Annotated in this window: 15 protein-coding genes; 5 read left to right on the top strand and 10 right to left on the bottom strand. The window is 55.8% G+C overall.

Features of this window, described 5'->3' with window-relative positions:
• Positions 1-145 precede the first annotated feature (145 nt).
• A complete protein-coding gene (locus ACOYA6_RS11920) occupies positions 146-2,329 on the top strand; it encodes an EAL domain-containing protein (protein WP_039032601.1) in 2,184 nt (727 codons plus the stop codon).
• Between the two features lie 53 nt (positions 2,330-2,382).
• On the opposite strand, the gene ACOYA6_RS11915 is transcribed toward ACOYA6_RS11920, so the two are convergent.
• Positions 2,383-3,570: a NupC/NupG family nucleoside CNT transporter gene (locus tag ACOYA6_RS11915; protein WP_039032602.1), complete on the bottom strand. Its 1,188-nt coding sequence runs from the start codon at positions 3,568-3,570 to the stop codon at positions 2,383-2,385.
• 344 nt (positions 3,571-3,914) lie between these two features.
• On the opposite strand from ACOYA6_RS11915, the gene ACOYA6_RS11910 reads away from it, so the two are divergent.
• A complete protein-coding gene (locus ACOYA6_RS11910; RefSeq protein ID WP_422654753.1) occupies positions 3,915-5,156 on the top strand; it encodes an Nramp family divalent metal transporter in 1,242 nt (413 codons plus the stop codon).
• A gap of 29 nt (positions 5,157-5,185) precedes the next feature.
• Here ACOYA6_RS11910 and ACOYA6_RS11905 read toward each other — a convergent pair whose 3' ends face one another.
• Together ACOYA6_RS11905 and mgrA are read right to left on the bottom strand one after the other, a co-directional pair.
• Positions 5,186-5,530, bottom strand: a complete 345-nt coding sequence (locus tag ACOYA6_RS11905) for a DUF2502 domain-containing protein (protein WP_039032604.1) — start codon at positions 5,528-5,530, stop codon at positions 5,186-5,188.
• A 126-nt stretch (positions 5,531-5,656) separates the two neighbouring features.
• The gene (gene mgrA, locus ACOYA6_RS11900; RefSeq protein WP_138369803.1) at positions 5,657-6,655 is read right to left on the bottom strand and encodes an L-glyceraldehyde 3-phosphate reductase; all 999 of its coding nucleotides are present in this window, start codon (positions 6,653-6,655) and stop codon (positions 5,657-5,659) included.
• A 184-nt stretch (positions 6,656-6,839) separates the two neighbouring features.
• On the opposite strand from mgrA, the gene ipdC reads away from it, so the two are divergent.
• A complete protein-coding gene (ipdC, locus tag ACOYA6_RS11895; protein WP_039032606.1) occupies positions 6,840-8,495 on the top strand; it encodes an indolepyruvate decarboxylase in 1,656 nt (551 codons plus the stop codon).
• Here ipdC and ACOYA6_RS11890 read toward each other — a convergent pair whose 3' ends face one another.
• Positions 8,496-9,731: an ion channel protein gene (locus ACOYA6_RS11890; protein WP_039032607.1), complete on the bottom strand. Its 1,236-nt coding sequence runs from the start codon at positions 9,729-9,731 to the stop codon at positions 8,496-8,498. It abuts the gene before it with no gap.
• Between the two features lie 204 nt (positions 9,732-9,935).
• On the opposite strand from ACOYA6_RS11890, the gene glk reads away from it, so the two are divergent.
• Positions 9,936-10,901: a glucokinase gene (glk, locus tag ACOYA6_RS11885; RefSeq protein ID WP_039032608.1), complete on the top strand. Its 966-nt coding sequence runs from the start codon at positions 9,936-9,938 to the stop codon at positions 10,899-10,901.
• A 41-nt stretch (positions 10,902-10,942) separates the two neighbouring features.
• Here glk and ACOYA6_RS11880 read toward each other — a convergent pair whose 3' ends face one another.
• Together ACOYA6_RS11880 and ACOYA6_RS11875 are read right to left on the bottom strand one after the other, a co-directional pair.
• Positions 10,943-11,680, bottom strand: a complete 738-nt coding sequence (locus ACOYA6_RS11880) for a LytR/AlgR family response regulator transcription factor (RefSeq protein ID WP_139563324.1) — start codon at positions 11,678-11,680, stop codon at positions 10,943-10,945.
• Between the two features lie 12 nt (positions 11,681-11,692).
• A complete protein-coding gene (locus ACOYA6_RS11875; RefSeq protein WP_138369807.1) occupies positions 11,693-13,390 on the bottom strand; it encodes a sensor histidine kinase in 1,698 nt (565 codons plus the stop codon).
• Positions 13,391-13,776: 386 nt separating this feature from the next.
• Between ACOYA6_RS11875 and alaC the strand changes: the two genes are divergently transcribed.
• On the top strand, positions 13,777-15,009 hold the full coding sequence (alaC, locus tag ACOYA6_RS11870; protein ID WP_139563323.1) for an alanine transaminase: 1,233 nt from the start codon (positions 13,777-13,779) through the stop codon (positions 15,007-15,009).
• 53 nt (positions 15,010-15,062) lie between these two features.
• Here alaC and ypdK read toward each other — a convergent pair whose 3' ends face one another.
• From ypdK to ACOYA6_RS11850, 4 genes are all read right to left on the bottom strand, one after another.
• Positions 15,063-15,143 carry a membrane protein YpdK gene (ypdK, locus tag ACOYA6_RS11865; protein ID WP_353620503.1) on the bottom strand — a complete coding sequence of 27 codons (81 nt, stop codon included), beginning with the start codon at positions 15,141-15,143 and terminating at the stop codon, positions 15,063-15,065.
• 352 nt (positions 15,144-15,495) lie between these two features.
• On the bottom strand, positions 15,496-16,416 hold the full coding sequence (gene lpxP / locus ACOYA6_RS11860; RefSeq protein ID WP_139563322.1) for a kdo(2)-lipid IV(A) palmitoleoyltransferase: 921 nt from the start codon (positions 16,414-16,416) through the stop codon (positions 15,496-15,498).
• A 247-nt stretch (positions 16,417-16,663) separates the two neighbouring features.
• Positions 16,664-18,109, bottom strand: a complete 1,446-nt coding sequence (locus tag ACOYA6_RS11855) for a hypothetical protein (protein ID WP_422654752.1) — start codon at positions 18,107-18,109, stop codon at positions 16,664-16,666.
• Positions 18,106-18,450, bottom strand: a complete 345-nt coding sequence (locus tag ACOYA6_RS11850) for a hypothetical protein (protein WP_422654751.1) — start codon at positions 18,448-18,450, stop codon at positions 18,106-18,108. Before ACOYA6_RS11850 ends, ACOYA6_RS11855 begins: the two co-directional genes overlap by 4 nt.
• Between the last annotated feature and the right edge of the window lie 80 nt (positions 18,451-18,530).

The following is an 18,530-nucleotide window of genomic DNA, read 5'->3' as shown; positions in this document are numbered from 1 at the left end:
TCTCTTTTTCGTGTAAATAAATCTTGTTTAGGTAAATTCTTAGTCAGGAAATGCTATTTCCGGGCCTTGAACTTGAATTGCCTTTTTAAAGGAAATAGTATTTATGTGAAATTAATATCGCCAGGTAAATAGTTTAACAAAATTAATGAATACTAAAATTAATATTAACTTAAAGAGCTTCACGCTCGCCCTGGCGTTATGCCTCGTCTTCGTCCCTTTCTCCCGTCTTATTTCACCGAAATCTGTTATCGATGGTTTTGAGGTTTATCTGGCATGGATGCCGCTGAGCGTCATGCTGGCGATAATATTATTATTTGGTCGCCAGGCAATTATTCCGATCGTTATTAGTTTCGCCATAATTAACCAGTGGAACCTTCAATTATCGCCGGAGCAGGATGTTATTTTGCTGTTCTGTCAGGTGTTTAGCACGCTGCTGGTCTGCGGGATCCTGCGCTGGCAGCTTGGTTCGCGCTGGCGCTATCAGATACCCAGCCGCTTTCTTGGGGCGCGCATTTTCTGGTTAGGATTTGCCTTACCCCTGGCAATAAAACTCTCAATGTTTCTTGCCGGTTATTTTTGTGACTTCCCTGTTACCCTTGCTAATTTCTCTGACAGAGGTTCCGTCATATATCACATCGTGGATATTCAGAGCCTGATTTGCGCCGTTCTGATTTTCACTATGCTGTTCTATTATCCTTTAAGAATGATTATTAATCCGAATTATGCGCGCGCTTTCTGGCGGCGGAATATTAATAATTCATTTTCAATTCGCAACCAAATATTTACATCCGTATTACTTCTGTTGCTTGCCGCTTTCTTGCTTCTGCTCTGTTTGCCTTTTACTTCCGATATTATTGCGGGCTACCTGGTACCGGTGATATTCATTCTGTTCACCTTAGGCGTGAGTCGATTCCGCTATCCCTTCATTACGTTGGGCTGGGCGTTGAGCACACTGCTGCTGCTGACCTACAACAGCAATTTTTTACAGGGCGTGCAAAACGGCTACTCACTGGCGTTCGTGCTGTCGGTGCTGATCTCCTTCGCTATCTGTCTGGTTTATATGTCTCGTATTTTTCAGCGCAGCGAATGGCTTAAACGTGGCTGGCAGGAAAGGGCGTTGATCGATCCCCTGACGGGACTGCGTAACCTGCGCGCGCTGGAGTGCTTCCTGAGTGACAACAGAGAGGTCACCCTGTGCTGTTTACGGATGGATAATCTGGAGTTCCTGAGCCGTCACTATGGCCTGATGATGCGCGTGCAGTGCAAACGGGCCATCATTCGCCAGCTCCAGCCGCTGCTGATGGCCAATGAGCAGGTTTTCCAGATCCCGGGTAATGAGCTGGTGGTGGTGCTCAGCGGGCCGGAAACCGGGGCGCGCTTGCAGCACATCATTGATTACATGAACAGCCGCAAAATTTACTGGAACAATATCGGTCTGGATATTGAATTTGGCGGCGCCTGGGGCGGCGTGGAGTCTAACGGCGGAGAAAGCCTGTATCACACGCTGGGCCAGTTAAGCTGGCTGGCGGAAAAAGCCTGCTCGGCGAACCAGGTTCTGTCCCTGAATAACAGCCTTGAAACGGTTTCAGGCCAGACGACTGAGCGCGTGCTGATGCTGAGTCGCATCAAGCGGGCGCTGGATGAGGGGGGATTACGCCTGTACGCGCAACCCATTCAGCGAGCCGATGGCTTGGGTTACCACGAAATCCTGTCCCGCCTGGAAAGTGAGGGTGAGCTCTTAACGCCTGATAAGTTCTTGCCGCTGGTAGCGCAGTTTAACCTGAGCCGCCGCTTCGATATCGGCGTGGTTGAATCATTGTTGGCCTGGCTGCAGGAGCATCCCTCAGACGATTGCTGCGCGCGTTTTTCCGTGAATCTGATGCCCTTGACGCTGATGCAAAAAGAGGTGGCGGCAGAGATCATTACTCTGTTTGAACGTTACGGGGTGAGGCCGCAGTCGGTGATTATCGAGGTGACCGAAGAGCAGGCGTTCTCCAACTCGGAAGTCAGTATCGCCAACATTCAGCAGCTGCGTCAGTACGGCTTTAAAATCGCCATCGACGATTTCGGTACCGGCTACGCCAACTACGAGCGGCTCAAGCGCCTGGAGGCGGACGTCATTAAAATTGATGGCTGCTTCGTCAAGGATATCTGCAGCGACAGCATGGATGCGATGATTGTGAAATCCATCTGCAATCTGGCGAAGACCCGCTCCCTGTGCGTGGTGGCGGAATTTGTCGAAACGGAGGAGCAGCGCGAAAAGTTGCTCGCCTCGGGGGTGGACTATCTGCAGGGATATCTGGTCGGCAAACCGCAACCACTTCAGTAAATGACAGGCGAAAAAAAACCGGGGACTTATCATCCCCGGTTTTTTTATGCTGATTACAGTACCAGTGCGGCGATAGACGCAGACAGGACGCTGACCAGCGTAGAACCGTAAACCAGTTTCAGGCCGAAGCGGGAAACCACGTTACCCTGCTCTTCGTTCAGACCTTTAATCGCACCGGCGATGATGCCGATGGAAGAGAAGTTAGCGAAGGAGACCAGGAAGACGGACAGAATGCCTTCGGCGCGCGGGGAGAGGGAACCGGCGATTTTCTGCAGATCCATCATTGCGACGAATTCGTTAGAAACCAGTTTGGTTGCCATAATACTGCCCACCTGCAGCGCTTCGCTTGCCGGCACACCCATCACCCAGGCTACCGGGTAGAAGATGTAACCCAGAATGCCCTGGAAGGAGATACCCAGCACGGCAGCAAACAGGGCGTTCAGCGCGGAGATCAGCGCGATAAAGCCGATCAGCATCGCCGCAACGATAACCGCAACCTTGAAGCCTGCCAGGATGTATTCACCCAGCATTTCAAAGAAGCTCTGGCCTTCGTGCAGGTTAGCCATCTGCAGGTTCTCTTCACTCTCATCCACGCGGTACGGGTTGATCAGTGACAGAACGATAAAGGTGCTGAACATGTTCAGAACCAGCGCAGCAACCACGTATTTTGGCTCCAGCATGGTCATATACGCGCCCACGATAGACATGGAAACGGTAGACATTGCCGTGGCCGCCATGGTGTACATGCGGTTGCGGGACATTTTGCCGAGGATATCTTTATAGGCGATGAAGTTCTCAGACTGACCGAGGATCAGGGAACTTACGGCGTTGAAAGACTCCAGTTTGCCCATGCCGTTCACTTTAGACAGCACGGTACCGATAGCGCGGATCACAATCGGCAGAATGCGAATGTGCTGCAGGATACCGATCAGGGCAGAGATAAAGACAATTGGGCACAGCACTTTCAGGAAGAAGAACGCCAGACCTTCGTCGTTCATCTTACCGAACACGAAGTTGGTCCCTTCATTAGCGAATCCGAGGAGTTTTTCGAACATCTCGGAGAAGCCTTTTACGAAGCCCAGCCCCACGTCTGAGTTCAGGAAGAACCAGGCGAGCAATACTTCAATAACGAGTAACTGAACAACATAGCGAATGCGGATCTTTTTGCGATCGCTGCTGACCAGCAACGCAAGCACGGCAACGACAACAAGTGCCAGGACAAAATGTAGGACGCGGTCCATATTTGCTCCAAATATGAGGCAGGTTTAATTTCGCTGCACATTCTATGAAACAAGCGTAAAGAAAACGAGATCAAAGCCACACTATCGTTGAGTCCTGTGACGAGTCTCAAAAATAGTGACATACGATACATTTTCGTTATGTTGTGTAAATGAATTAAAAGTTAAGTTTGTGTGCTACGCTTCACAAAGGTTGCGTGCATTTTCGCCGTCAACTTATCCACGACTCAGCCTGCTTATCGTTCTTCGCTATCGGTGCAATCACTATAACCCTTTTAAATGAACTTGATAATCATTCGCATTTTGATAGCATTAAACATAGCAAAGGCTATATTTCTGAGGCAAAAATGAGCAATAGTCGCGTTGATGAGAGTAGCAGTGGCAGAGCAGCACGCAAAATGCGGTTCGCATTAATGGGACCTGCGTTTATTGCCGCCATTGGCTATATCGATCCCGGTAACTTTGCGACCAACATCCAGGCCGGGGCCAGCTTTGGCTACAAACTGCTGTGGGTGGTGGTCTGGGCCAACCTGATGGCGATGATGATCCAGGTGCTGTCGGCAAAACTGGGTATCGCTACCGGGAAAAACCTCGCGGAGCAGATCCGCGACCACTATCCGCGTCCGCTGGTCTGGTTTTACTGGGTGCAGGCTGAAATTATTGCCATGGCGACCGACCTCGCGGAGTTTATCGGGGCGGCCATCGGCTTTAAGCTGATCCTCGGCGTGTCGCTGTTGCAGGGTGCGGTATTAACCGGTATTGCCACTTTCCTTATTCTGATGCTGCAACGACGCGGGCAAAAGCCGCTGGAGAAAGTGATTGGCGGCCTGCTGCTGTTCGTGGCGGCGGCCTATATCGTGGAGCTGATCTTCTCCCGGCCTGACTTTGCACAGTTAGCGAAAGGGATGGCGATCCCGAGCCTGCCCACCACGGAAGCGGTGTTCCTTGCGGCCGGGGTGCTGGGTGCGACTATTATGCCGCACGTCATTTATCTGCACTCGTCGCTGACCCAGAACCTGCACGGAGGCTCGCGGCATGAGCGCTACTCTGCGACAAAATGGGACGTGGCGATCGCCATGACCATCGCCGGGTTTGTCAATCTGGCGATGATGGCTACCGCCGCAGCGGCGTTCCATTTCAACGGCCATACCGGTATTGCCGATCTCGACCAGGCCTACCTGACGCTGGAACCGCTACTCAGCCATGCGGCGGCCACTATTTTTGGTCTCAGTCTGGTGGCGGCGGGTCTCTCTTCTACCGTCGTGGGCACGCTGGCGGGGCAGGTGGTGATGCAGGGCTTTGTGCGCTTCCACATTCCTCTGTGGGTGCGCCGCTCCATCACCATGCTGCCGTCGTTTATTGTGATTCTGATGGGGCTGGATCCGACGCGCATTCTGGTGATGAGCCAGGTGCTGTTGAGCTTCGGTATTGCTCTGGCGCTGGTGCCGCTGCTGGTCTTTACCAGCGACAAAAAGTTGATGAGCGATCTGGTGAACAGTGTGACGGTGAAACGGACCGGATGGGCAATAGTGGTGCTGGTGGTGGCCCTGAATCTGTGGTTGCTTATCGGGACTGCATTAGGATTGTAAAAAAGGCGCCGTAAGGCGCCTTTTTTATATTAGTGACGATGGCCGTGTCCGCCATGACCACGCCCGTGACCTTTAGGGCCGCGATGGTCATCACGATCGCTCCAGCCTGCGCGATAGCCGCGCTCGTAGGCATTACGTTTATCCCAGCCACGGTGGTAGCCGTTATCATGTCTGTGCCAGCGATTATCACGCCATTCATAATGACGACGCCAGTAGTCGCGGTCACGCCAGCCGCCGCCGTCCCAGTAGTTACCATAATTATCACGATCGCCAATTTGTAATTTTATGGATGGCAACAGGGTGATTTCGCCAGCATTAGCGACCAGCGGGGCTGAAGCCATTAATACTGCTGCCAGAATCAGGGACCTGAACATGGTTATTCTCCTTCACGATCGGAGCCGTAATCGGCTTGTTAACGCAATTTTAAGGGGCGGTAAAGGCCCGGATAATCGCTTTAACTCCTAATTCAGAAGGCGTAGCACTTTTTGCTAAAAGCGCGTTTAATTTGTGCTGTTCAGAATTAATTCTATTTCGCTGAGTTCCTCAGGCGTGAAATGGCGTTTCGCCAGCATTCCCACCGCATCGTCAATTTGCGCCGTTTTGCTGGCACCGATTAAGACCGAGGTGACGGCCTCCTGATGGAGCACCCACGCCAGCGCCATTTGCGACAGCTTCTGGTTCCGGCGTTCGGCCAGGGCGTTGAGCTGACGCACTTTCGCCAGCTTCTCGTCGGTTATCTGGTCCGGGTTCAGGAAGCGGCTGGTGCTGGCGGCGCGGGAATCTGCCGGAATGCCGTTCAGATAACGGTCGGTTAGCTGGCCGCCCGCAAGCGGAGAAAAGGCAATGCAGCCCACCCCTTTATCCTTAAGCACGTCCAGCAAACCCGCCTCCGGCGCGCGCTCAAACATGGAGTATTTCGGCTGGTGGATAAGGCAGGGGGTGCCCAGGTCATCGAGGATCTCAGCGGCCTGACGCGCCAGTTCGGCCGGGTAGTTGGACAGCCCGACGTACAGCGCCTTGCCCTGACGCACGATATGGTCGAGCGCTTTCATCGTCTCCTGTAACGGCGTTTCCGGATCAGGACGGTGGTGATAGAAGATGTCGACATACTCCAGCCCCATCCGTTTCAGGCTCTGATCGAGGCTGGCGATCAGATACTTACGCGAGCCCCAGTCGCCGTAGGGGCCGTCCCACATGGTGTAGCCCGCCTTGGTTGAGATGATCAGCTCATCGCGCCAGGCGCTGAAATCTTCCTGTAAAATCCGTCCGAAATTACGCTCTGCCGAACCCGGCGGTGGACCGTAGTTATTGGCAAGGTCGAAGTGCGTAATGCCCAGGTCAAAGGCACGATGTAAAAGTTGACGGCTGTTTTCAATCAACGTGGCATCGCCGAAGTTGTGCCACAGCCCCAGGGAGATGGCAGGGAGCTTAAGACCGCTTTGCCCGCATCGTTGATACACCATTGACTGATAACGGTTTTGATCCGCCTGATAAACCATGAGTCTTGCCCCTCTGCGTCAGAATGTCATTCAGTGTATACGTTTACACTAAACGTCAGGCAAGCAGATTACCCCGCGAAAATACGTAAAGCATTATTTCCAAGCGCTGATTATCGCCATTCCTGGACAGCTATCACGCTTCTTCAATACTCAAATTGAAGTCAACATTATAAGGATAACTGTCATGCATACCCCCTACACCGTCGCCGATTACCTGCTGGACCGTCTTACAGATTGTGGTGCCGATCATCTGTTTGGCGTGCCGGGCGACTACAATCTGCAGTTTCTCGATCACGTTATCGCCAGCCCGGATATTGGCTGGGTAGGTTGTGCCAACGAACTGAATGCGGCCTACGCCGCCGATGGATATGCGCGCTGCAAAGGTTTTGCCGCGCTGCTGACGACGTTTGGGGTTGGCGAGCTCAGTGCCATGAACGGCATCGCGGGCAGTTTCGCCGAACATGTTCCGGTACTGCATATCGTCGGCGCACCGGGCAGCGCCTCGCAGAAAAAAGGGGAGTTGTTGCACCATACCCTCGGTGACGGTGAGTTTCGTCATTTCTATAAGATGAGTGAGCCCGTGACCGTGGCGCAGGCGCACCTGACCGAACAGAACGCCTGCTATGAAATTGACCGGGTGTTGACCGAAATGCTCCGTGAGCGCCGCCCTGGCTACATCATGCTGCCTGCCGACGTGGCAAAGAAACCTGCCACTCCGCCAGTAAGCGCGCTCATTGACCGAATTTATGAAAGTGACAGTTTCCGCCTGGATGCATTCCGTCAGGCGGCGGAAAAACGGCTAGCCGCAAGCGATCGCATCGCGCTACTGGCCGACTTCCTGGTCCTGCGCTACGGCCTGAAAAACCAGATGCAGCGCTGGGTGGACCAGACGCCCGTCGCCCACGCCACCATGCTGATGGGGAAAGGCATTTTTGACGAGCGCAAAGCAGGCTTTGCGGGAACCTACAGCGGCTCCGCCAGCGCGGCCGACGTCAACGAGGCCATTGAAGGCGCTGACACCGTGATCTGCGTGGGCACGCGCTTCACCGATACGCTCACCGCCGGCTTCACCCACAAACTCACTCCTCAGCAGACCATCGACGTGCAGCCGCACGCCTCGCGCATCGGCGATGTCTGGTACACCGGCATCCCGATGACCCAGGCCATTGAAGTGCTCTCCAGCCTGTGCCACCAGTATGCCAACACCAGCAGCACGCCACGCCCGGCACGCCAGCTGCATGCGGTTCATCCAGGCTCATTGACCCAGGACAGCTTCTGGAAAACCCTGCAAACCTATATTCGTCCGGGGGATATTATTCTGGCCGACCAGGGCACCTCGGCGTTTGGTGCGGGCGCGCTGAGGCTGCCGGATGAGGTGAACTTTATCGTGCAACCGATCTGGGGCTCGATTGGTTACACCCTGGCCGCCGCCTACGGTGCCCAAACTGCCTGCCCGGATCGCCGCGTGATTGCGATTACCGGCGACGGCGCGGCACAGCTCACCATTCAGGAGCTGGGCTCGATGCTGCGTGACAAGCAGCGCCCGGTGATCATGGTGCTCAATAACGAAGGGTATACGGTGGAGCGCGCCATTCACGGTCCGAACCAGCGCTATAACGACATTGCGCTGTGGAACTGGACGCAGATCCCGCAGGCCCTCAGCCTGAATTGTCAGGCCGAGTGCTGGCGGGTCAGCGAGACGGTGCAGCTGGAGGAGGTGCTGGAGAGAGTGGGGCACCCGGAACGGCTGTCGCTGATTGAGGTCATGCTGCCGAAAGCCGACGTTCCGCCGCTGCTGAGCGGCATTCTCCAGGCGCTGGAGGCGCGTAAAAGCGCCTGATTATTTCTCCTGACGTCCGGCAATCATCATCGGTCTGCCCGCCAGCAACAGCCAGGCGGGCAGCATCACAATACAGAGCAGCGGCAGCAGGCTGGTGTCCGGCACCACCACTGCCGCCATAAACAGGCTCAGCCACGCATCCCGGGTGACAACCAGAACCAAGCCCAGAATGGAACAGGAGATGGTGATCGCCAGCGGAACCGCATCAACGTGCTCGTGCAGCATCAATCCCAGCGCGACGCCAACAAACACCGCCGGGAAAATGCGCCCGCCGCGAAAACCGCAGGCCGCCGCCACCACCAGCGCCGCCAGCTTGATCAGCGCAAAGAGCAGATAATCCGACACGCTGAAGATCTGGCTGAAAGCCATCTGCTGCATCTCGTCCAGCCCCTTAAACAGGGTGATGTTGCCCCCGATGGCGCCCAGGATCCCCAGAATAAATCCGCCGACCCCGAGAATAAGTACGGGATGCTTCAGGCGATGCATCAGCCGGTGCAGGCGCGGCAGACACCACACCGCCACCATACCCAGCGCGATGGCGATGGCGGCAACAATTGCGCCGCTAAATATATCGACCAGCTGCATCTGGCTGTAGTGGGCAATGGGCAGCGAGAAGTTGGGATGGAAGAACAGGCTGGTGGTCAGCGCGCCCGCTGCGGCGGCGAGCAGCGGGGCGAACAGCCGATCCCAGAGCGGGATCTCCGCGTTGCCGCTCAGGGTCTGGGAAAAAATCAGCGCCGCCGCGACGGGGGTGCCGAACAGCGCGCCGATGGTGCCGGCAGAGGCAAGAATGGTCCAGTCCAGGGCGTTCACCCGGGGAAAGACGCGCGCGCCTACGGCGACGGCCAGGGCGATGTTTACCGCCATCACCGGATGCTCAGGCCCGAGGCTGACGCCCCCCGCCAGACCGATAATCAGGGCGATTATCAGCCCCGGCAGGGCGGCGGCGTTGACCGGTTCGCCAATCAACGGCTCTGTGGCCGGGTCGGGCCCGGCATGGCCCGGGGTATAACGGATCACCAGCCCCACGGCGATGCCGGTCAGGGTCAGGGTCAGAATAATCCACGTCGGGGAGTTCGCGCTCAGACCCATTGTGGAGGGTAAAGAGGTCCACAAAAGCGACTGCAGCACCGAGGCAACCTTCATGATGATTATCAGAATCAGACTGGATGCCACGCCAATAATCAGGGCAGGAGGGGCCAGCAGCAGCATCGTTCTGGCTCGCGGATGGAGCATGATGATTTCCTTGTAGAAAATGGCTGTCTTTACTTTGCACTCTCAGCCTTATGGTAATAGTGCAAATGGTGCTGAAACGGTAAAGTTATTCTGTGACGAAGATCGATAATCCTGGGGTGCTTTTATTCAGGTCGTTGTTGTTATCGGGCCTTGAATTTAGAGTGTGCCAATCAGTTATTTTGACTTTAGCGGAGCAGTAGAAGAATGACAAAGTATGCTTTGGTAGGTGATGTAGGGGGGACTAACGCGCGTCTGGCGTTATGTGACGTCAATACCGGCGAAATCTCCCGCGCCAAAACCTATTCCGGGCTGGATTATCCCAGCCTGGAAGCGGTGGTTCGTGTCTATCTGACGGAGCATGAGGTCAGCGTTGAGGATGGTTGTATCGCTATTGCCTGCCCGATTACCGGCGACTGGGTGGCGATGACCAACCACACCTGGGCATTCTCTATTGCCGAAATGAAAGCCAACCTCGGTTTCGCCCATCTGGAAATTATTAACGACTTTACCGCGGTATCGATGGCGATCCCGATGTTAAAGCCGGAGCATCTGATCCAGTTCGGCGGTACTGAGCCGGTTGAAGGTAAGCCAATTGCCGTGTATGGCGCAGGCACCGGCCTTGGCGTCTCGCATCTGGTGCACGTCGACAAACGCTGGATCAGCCTGCCGGGCGAAGGCGGACACGTGGATTTCGCGCCAAACAGCGAAGAAGAGGGCATTATCCTTGAAGAGCTGCGCGCGGAGATCGGCCACGTATCCGCAGAGCGCGTGCTCTCCGGCCCGGGGCTGGTGAATCTCTACCGGGCAATCGTGAAATCCGACGGCCGTCTGCCGGAAAATCTGCAGCCGAAAGACGTCACCGAACGCGCGCTGGAAGATTCCTGTACCGACTGTCGTCGCGCGCTGTCGCTGTTCTGCGTCATCATGGGGCGTTTTGGCGGCAACCTGGCGCTGAATCTCAGCACCTTTGGCGGGGTCTATATCGCGGGCGGGATCGTGCCGCGCTTCCTCGACTTCTTTAAATCATCCGGTTTCCGCGGCGGATTTGAAGATAAAGGCCGCTTCCGCGATTACGTTCGGGATATCCCGGTGTACCTGATCGTGCATGACAACCCGGGCCTGCTGGGCTCTGGTGCGCATCTGCGTCAGACGCTGGGCCAGGTACTGTAATAGCCCGTCCCCGGTGACGTCCGTTCACCGGGGCACTCCCTTCACAGGTGCATCAGCTGGCGAAACTCTTTCACCTTGCTGCGACTTACCGGCACCTGAAAATCCAGATCCTTCAGCCGCAAAATGTAGGTGTTATTGAACCATGGTTCGATCTCGCGGATCTTGTTCAGATTCACGCAAAACGAACGATGGCAGCGGAAGAAGTGGCTCGTCGGCAGTCTGGCGCAAAATTCGGTGATGTTCATCGGCATGACGAACGACTCGCGGCGGGTATAGACGAAGGTCATCTTCTCGTGCGCTTCGGCGTAATAGATGTCGTCCATCGGCGTCACGATGATGCGCTCGTCCTTGATCAAATTGATGGTGTCATTTTCACGCGTCACCGGTGAGGCCGCGACCTGCTCCGCGCCGGACTGCTGCTGCCAGGCGTGTTCCAGCTTCTGCAGCATGGTGACGATCCGCGACTCCTGATAAGGCTTCAGAATGTAGTCGAACGCCTCCAGCTCGAAGGCCTCCACCGCATGCTCTTTCCACGCGGTGACAAAGACGATAAACGGCTTGCTGGCAAACTGGCTGATGTTCTGCGCCAGCAGTACGCCGTCCAGTGACGGAATGTTGATATCCAGAAAAATGGCGTCGACCCGGTTGTGCTGCAAAAATTTCAGCACGTCCAGGCCGTCCTCAAAGGTGCCGACGATCTCCATCTGGCTGTGTTCTTTAATCAGCCAGCTCAGCTCCTGTTGAGCGAGTATTTCATCTTCCACAATGATGACTTTCATGCGTCACTCCCTCTAGGGCAACAACAACGGCTGGGCATGAACGGCGGAGCGTTCATTCGGCACATAAAACGCGATCTCGGTTCCCGGCTCAAGGCGGCGGATATGCAGCCCTTCACCATAGAGCAGCTTAACGCGGTGATGGACATTCAGCAGACCAATTTTATTGCCGGGCATCTCGTTGGACTCCACCCGCTCAATCACTTTCGGGTCGATCCCGTGTCCGGTGTCGCGCACCGCCACCCGCACGCGGTTACCGCACTCGGCCACGCTTATCGTCACCACGCCTTTGCCCTTGCGCGGCTGAATGCCGTGAACAATGGCATTCTCCACCAGGGGCTGGATCAGCAGGCTCGGGATCACGCAGTTCACCTCTTCGTCGATGTCGTAGATGACGGTGAGCTTATCGCCAAACCGCGCCTGCTCGATGGCGATGTAATCCTTGATCTGATAGAGCTCTTTTTTGATGTCGATCTGCTCGTCGTCTTTCAGCTCAATGTTGTAGCGCAGATAGCGCGAGAGATTGAAGATCAGCTGGCGGGCGGTGTCCGGATTCAGGCGGATCGACGAGGAGATCGCGTTCAGGGCATTGAACAGGAAATGGGGATTAATTTTGCTCTGCAGGGCGCGCAGCTCTGCCTTGTTTGCCATCTCCCGCAGCTGCTCGGCTCGGGAGACCTCCAGCTGGGTGGAGATAATCTGCGACAGCCCGACCGCCATCTCCTGTAAGGAGGAGGTAATCTGGTGCGCGTGGCAGTAGTAAATTTTAAGCGTGCCGGTAACCACCCCTTTTTCCCACAGCGGGATCACCAGCATGGAGTGGATCTCCGGGGTGCGGTGGGCTTCATCGTTGTTCTTGATGATGATCTTACCGCCGCTGATCGCCTGGCGGGTGGTGGGGCTGACGGTATCGTCGTTATCCCGGTAGTTAGCTTCCCCCACGCCGACGTAGGCCAGCACCCGGTCGATGTTGGTGATCGCCACCGCATCGGCGTCAATATCCCGGCGGATGATGTCGCACACCTGGCGCAGGGATTCGGCGTTAGTATCGCGAAACAGCGGCAGCGTTTTATTGGCGATATCCAGCGCCAGCTTGGCCTGCCGGGCAGCGCTGGCCTCTTTTTCGCCCTCCACGCTCTGCACCAGCAGCACGATAAAGCCCACGCAGACGCTGCCGAGAATCATCGGGATGCCGATCTTCGAGACGATATCCAGCCCAAGCTCAACGGTCGGCGCCCACGCTACCACCAGGATCATGGTCAGGGTTTCGCAGACCATCCCGGCGATAATGCCCGCTTTCCAGTGCTGCTTTTTTGGGATCTTACGGTTAATCACCCCCGACAGCACGCCGGCAATGATGCTGGTGATCAGGCAGGGGATCGCCGTCACGCCGCCGATATCAATCAGATAGCGGTGCGTCCCGGCAATAACCCCGGTGATGATCCCCACCCACGGGCCAAACAGGATCCCGCCGGACATCACGGCAATGATCCGCACGTTGACCAGCGATCCCTCTACCGGCACCCCGGACCAGGTGCTGAACAGGGCAAACATCGAGAAGATGGCGGTGACCGCCAGCAGCTCTCGCGGCGAGTGGGCAGACTTATGCAGCAGCTCGCGGAACAGGCGGATGCGGATGAGGAAGAACAGGCAAATCAGCATTAATGCCGCGCGATCGAAAACCGCCAGCAGCATATTGAATATTTCGTGCACGGGGAAACCTGGGAAAACGGGAAAGAACCATGATAAAAAACCTGACGCCCAATGACCAGTTATCCGTCCGTTTTATCAAATGGGGATAAACCATAAAAATGAAAGGGGATTGACTTCGTTGCCGCGCAAAGGGGTCTGAAGGGGAAAAATCATCCAAAAGTCGTAACTGTACTGATATTAAAATGTTAACTAAATGGCATTGAAAATGCCTCTTTTCATAATCGCTTCCCGTTTTTACCCGAGCAGAGTTCCCGTTTTAGCGCTACGTTATTTTTTTATGTCTCCCCTCTCGACAAGACGAATTTTTTCAGGTTATTTTCTAAGCACGCCACATTCGTGGCGACGTCGCTCGGACGGTCCGGGCGCTAACGTAATCTGAGGAATTTATGGCTGACTCCAGTCCTGAACGCCGTTTTTCGCGTATCGATCGTCTTCCCCCGTATGTATTTAACATCACCGCTGAACTGAAAATGGCTGCGCGTCGGCGCGGCGAAGACATTATTGATTTCAGCATGGGTAACCCCGACGGCGCTACGCCACCGCATATCGTGGAAAAGCTCTGTACCGTCGCCCAGCGCCCGGACACCCACGGCTACTCGACTTCCAAAGGCATTCCGCGCCTGCGCCGCGCCATTTCGCGCTGGTATCAGGACCGCTATCAGGTTGAGATCGACCCCGAGAGCGAAGCCATTGTCACCATTGGGTCGAAAGAGGGGCTGGCGCATCTGATGCTGGCGACCCTGGACCACGGCGACACCGTACTGGTGCCGAACCCCAGCTACCCGATCCATATTTACGGCGCGGTCATCGCCGGGGCGCAGGTGCGCTCTGTTCCGCTGGTGGAAGGCGTCGACTTCTTCAACGAACTGGAACGCGCCATCCGCGAAAGCTATCCGAAGCCGAAGATGATGATCCTCGGTTTTCCGTCAAACCCGACCGCCCAGTGTGTCGAACTCGAGTTCTTTGAGAAGGTCGTGGCGCTGGCGAAGCGCTATGACGTGCTGGTGGTGCATGACCTGGCCTATGCCGATATCGTCTATGACGGCTGGAAAGCGCCGTCGATCATGCAGGTTCCCGGCGCGCGCGACGTGGCAGTGGAGTTCTTCACCCTGTCGAAAAGCTACAACATGGCGGGCTGGCGTATCGGCTTTATGGTCGGCAACAAGACCCTGGTGAACGCCCTGGCGCGCATCAAAAGCTACCACGATTACGGCACCTTTACCCCGCTGCAGGTGGCGGCGATTGCAGCGCTGGAAGGCGATCAGCAGTGCGTGAAGGACATTGCCGCCCAGTACAAGCGTCGTCGCGATGTGCTGGTCAAAGGGCTGCATGAAGCAGGCTGGATGGTCGAGATGCCGAAAGCCTCAATGTACGTCTGGGCGAAGATCCCGGAGGCTTACGCCGCGATGGGATCGCTGGAGTTTGCCAAAAAACTCCTGCAGGACGCGAAAGTGTGCGTCTCCCCGGGCGTTGGCTTTGGCGACTACGGTGATACGCACGTGCGTTTCGCGCTGATTGAGAACAGCGACCGTATTCGTCAGGCGGTGAGGGGCATTAAGGGCATGTTCCGCGCCGACGGGCTGCTGCCGCAGGCAGCTAAGACCGCGCCGGAGCAGTAACCAAAAAAAACAGGCGCCTCAGGCGCCTGTTTTTTTGACTACATTTTCTTTGCTCAGTTCATCATCAGGGCAAACGTGCCGACCCAGGCGAACAAAATCACTGAAAAACCCATCAAGAAATATTTCACGTTCATCGCTCCGCGTATTTCGTGATACGCATTAAAAACAGAGTCCAACTGATTATAGAGAGGTGAAGTCGGTCCAGGGCGGAAATGAGAATTATCCCCGTTTTGGCAGCGACTCCAGCTCAGAATTCTGTGCTTTCAGGTAGCCAGACGGCGCTAATGTACGCCTAAATTTCAGGAGTGACAAGGGGCATTTTTTTAAATAATTTCCACGACTTACGAGTGTCGTGGAACGGCGACAGATTGATTTCGCGGCGTAATAAATTGCCCTTCGGCAACATAGCCTGCTAACGATAAATCAGGGTGATTACAGGTGATTGAAAAGGTTAGTTTCACGCAGAAACTAACCTCTGTTTTGGGGCTAACGGTAGAGGGAAGGTTCACCGACCGGGCGGGTTTTGAAGCGGCGATGCACCCATAAATACTGCTCCGGGGCACGCATGATCTCGTTCTCGATCGCCTTGTTGATGTAAGCCGCGGCGGCCACCTCTTCCTGCGGATAGTTTTCCATCTCCGGCATGATGAACAGGCGATAGCCGCTCTTATCGGCTTTTCTGACCATCGTGACGGTGAGCATCGCCGCCTTTGAGAGGCGCTGAATCACGAATGTGCCGTTAGTGGTCGCCACATCCTTCACCGCAAAGAAGGGGGCGAAGCTGCTGCCATTGCGGCCATAGTCCTGATCCGGCGCAAACCAGACCGCTTCCCCTTTTTTCAGGGCGCTGACCAGCCCGCGCAGGTTGTTGCGGCTGATCATCGCTTTATTGGAGCGCATGCGCCCGCGCGTCTGCACCCACTCCATCAGGGCGCTGTTATGCGGACGGTAGGTCGCCATCATCGGCTGGCACAAGCCCATCACCCGGCCACCCAGCTCCAGCGACATAAAGTGAACGCCGATGACCATCACGCCGCGGTTTTTAGCCTGCGCGCGCTGCAAATTTTCCAGCCCTTCAACATCAAACAGCTTGCGTACCCGGCGATCCGGCCAGAACCAGGCCATCCCCGTTTCCAGCAACGCCATGCCGATGGATTTAAAATTCTCAGTAATCAGACGTTCGCGCTCTTCGGGGGAGAGCGCCGGAAAGCAGAGTTCGAGGTTTCTGCGACCGATAGACTCCCGGCGCTTCAGAAAACGACGTGAAATACTCCCGAGAGTAGCACCCAGCCAGCTCAGCGCCGGGTAGGGGAGTTGTACGAGCAGCCACAGGACACCCAGACCAAACCACGTAAACCAGTAACGGGGGTGCAGGAGGGTGAGTGTGAATTTGCATTGAGACAAGATAAAACGACCTTTATGAAGAGTGTGTAGGTAGCGCCAGAGTGGCGTTACGCCGTACTGCTTTTATGACTCGCGTAAATACTAATTGTTCCGGGCTGTTGCCGTACATACTCATGGTCTGAAAAACGGCTGACGCCTTTGGGCGGCGTAATGTAGCACTGATATATCTTAACTGCTAACACTACTTTTTGCTCAAAAAACCAGCATTAAAATAACCAAAACAGAGGCCCGTTTTTATCCTGATGGAGACTTATTCATTACGTGTTTCATATCCAAAATCAAAGTCGAGCAGCACTTTTTGGCGTAAGGCGTGATTCAGCGGATAGCTGTAACTTTGCCCGATGCTGACGGCGTGGATCACCCGCAGCAGCGTGTCGCCACGCAGGGAGGAAGGCGCGTCGGTAATGGTCACCTCCGCCCCCTGCAACGCATGCCGCAAAGACTGATAGGCCGGAGAGGCGGTGATGCTGTTATTCATCACGCTGCACAGGCCGAGCAGCAGGCAGATCAACATTACCGGAAAGATCAGCGGATGGCGGTTGACCAGACGAACCGGGCGCCAGGGGGCGATATACAGCAGGGCGGCACTTAAGGGCAGAAGCAGCAGGTAGAGCAGTTTTGCCAGGTGGGTGAGAGCCCCAAGCAGGGAGAACATCAGCGCAATGGGGGGAACAATCACCGCCCGCGCCGCGTCCTCACCCCGTTTTTCATTTTCCCCGCCCACGCCGTAGCTGGCCAGCGCTGCCTGCAGGCGAGGGAGCTGCTGATGCATGGCGTGATCAAGATGGGGGGCCTGTAGATCCTGCGCAAACTGTTTCAGGGCGTCATCTTTCGGGTATTCAGGCCTGACCCGGGTGTCCCGGGGGAGAGCCAGCTTATCACGCAGCGTGTTTTGCACCACCTCCAGCATAAAAAACGATTCCCAGTCGAGCCGGGCCGGGATCGCCACGCCGTTATAAAGCCCCTTTGTCTCTGTGGCGCTGTTATAGCCGAGATAGTCTTTATAAATTTCCCCACGCGCGGCCAGCCAGAGCTTGTAATAGCCGAGGAGACCGCCCTCCTGGACGCTGATGCTGTCGCGCAGATTTTGCCCGGCCTCCCGCTCAAGCAGCTCGTGATAGCGGCTGACCGAGCTCATCAGCAGCGGCAGCATCGCCAGAAACGCTTTCCCGGAGGGGCTGGTCCAGGTGTCACGCTGGCTGCCGTCGTCGTCAAGCGGGATCCCCTCCAGCGTCTGGTGTCCGTCAATTAACGATTGTTGATAGAGCTGGGCCAGCATCGACTTCTGGCGAAACTCGCCGGTGCTCTGCGCGACCTGGCGCTCAATCACCCACTCCACCATCTGCCAGGTCACCACGCCGGTGAGCAGGCACAGCGAAAACACCATGCCGGCCACCCAGGGGGCGGGAAACTCAACGCCGCGTTTTTTCAGCCAGGCGTTACCCGCCAGCACCAGCTGAAACACCAGCAGGGCAGCGGCGATGGCGGTTAATGCCCGCCCGTAGCGCTCCATGCTGTGGATGTCATCGGGTGTAGAAAGACTGCCCACCAGATCGAGCAGGCGCGAGTTAAACGCCAGCTCGCAGATGAGGTAGGTGAGGGTAAGGAGAATAACCAGCGCGTTTTGCCACAGCGGCAGCGTCGGGCGCTTAATATCCTCCCGGCTTTCCAGTTCACCGACAGCGCGTTCCGTCATGATTTAAGCTCCAGGCTGGTCTGACGGGTAACAGCCGGCTGCCAGATCTGCTCTGGCAATGAATTGTCCAGCACCGGCAACGCCCGTGGCGCTGACTGTTCTGCGGCTTTGACCGACGGCCGTTTTTTGACTTTTACCGGCGGCGAGGGGGCTTCTTCTGGCGCGCTGAGGAAAGCTTCAGGTGCGCTATAGGCGGGCTGCACAGGTGCGGGAAGAACATACTTCGGCGCCACGCGCGCCCGGCTGGGGTTTTTATCATGGGAAGCACAACCGCTTACGCCCAGCAGCAGCGCTAACAACACCATCCCACAGCGGGGCATTTTTTGCAGTGGCACGCTCATCAGTAGGTCCTGACTCTGTCGCACAGCGGAGTGACGTCTTTTAACTGTAATCGGGAATTTTCATTCAGGTAGCTGTATCG

It is taken from the genome of Leclercia barmai (genome assembly GCF_049312895.1).
Classification (GTDB): Bacteria; Pseudomonadota; Gammaproteobacteria; order Enterobacterales; family Enterobacteriaceae; genus Enterobacter; species Enterobacter barmai.
This window is presented reverse-complemented; position numbering and strand designations above follow the sequence as displayed.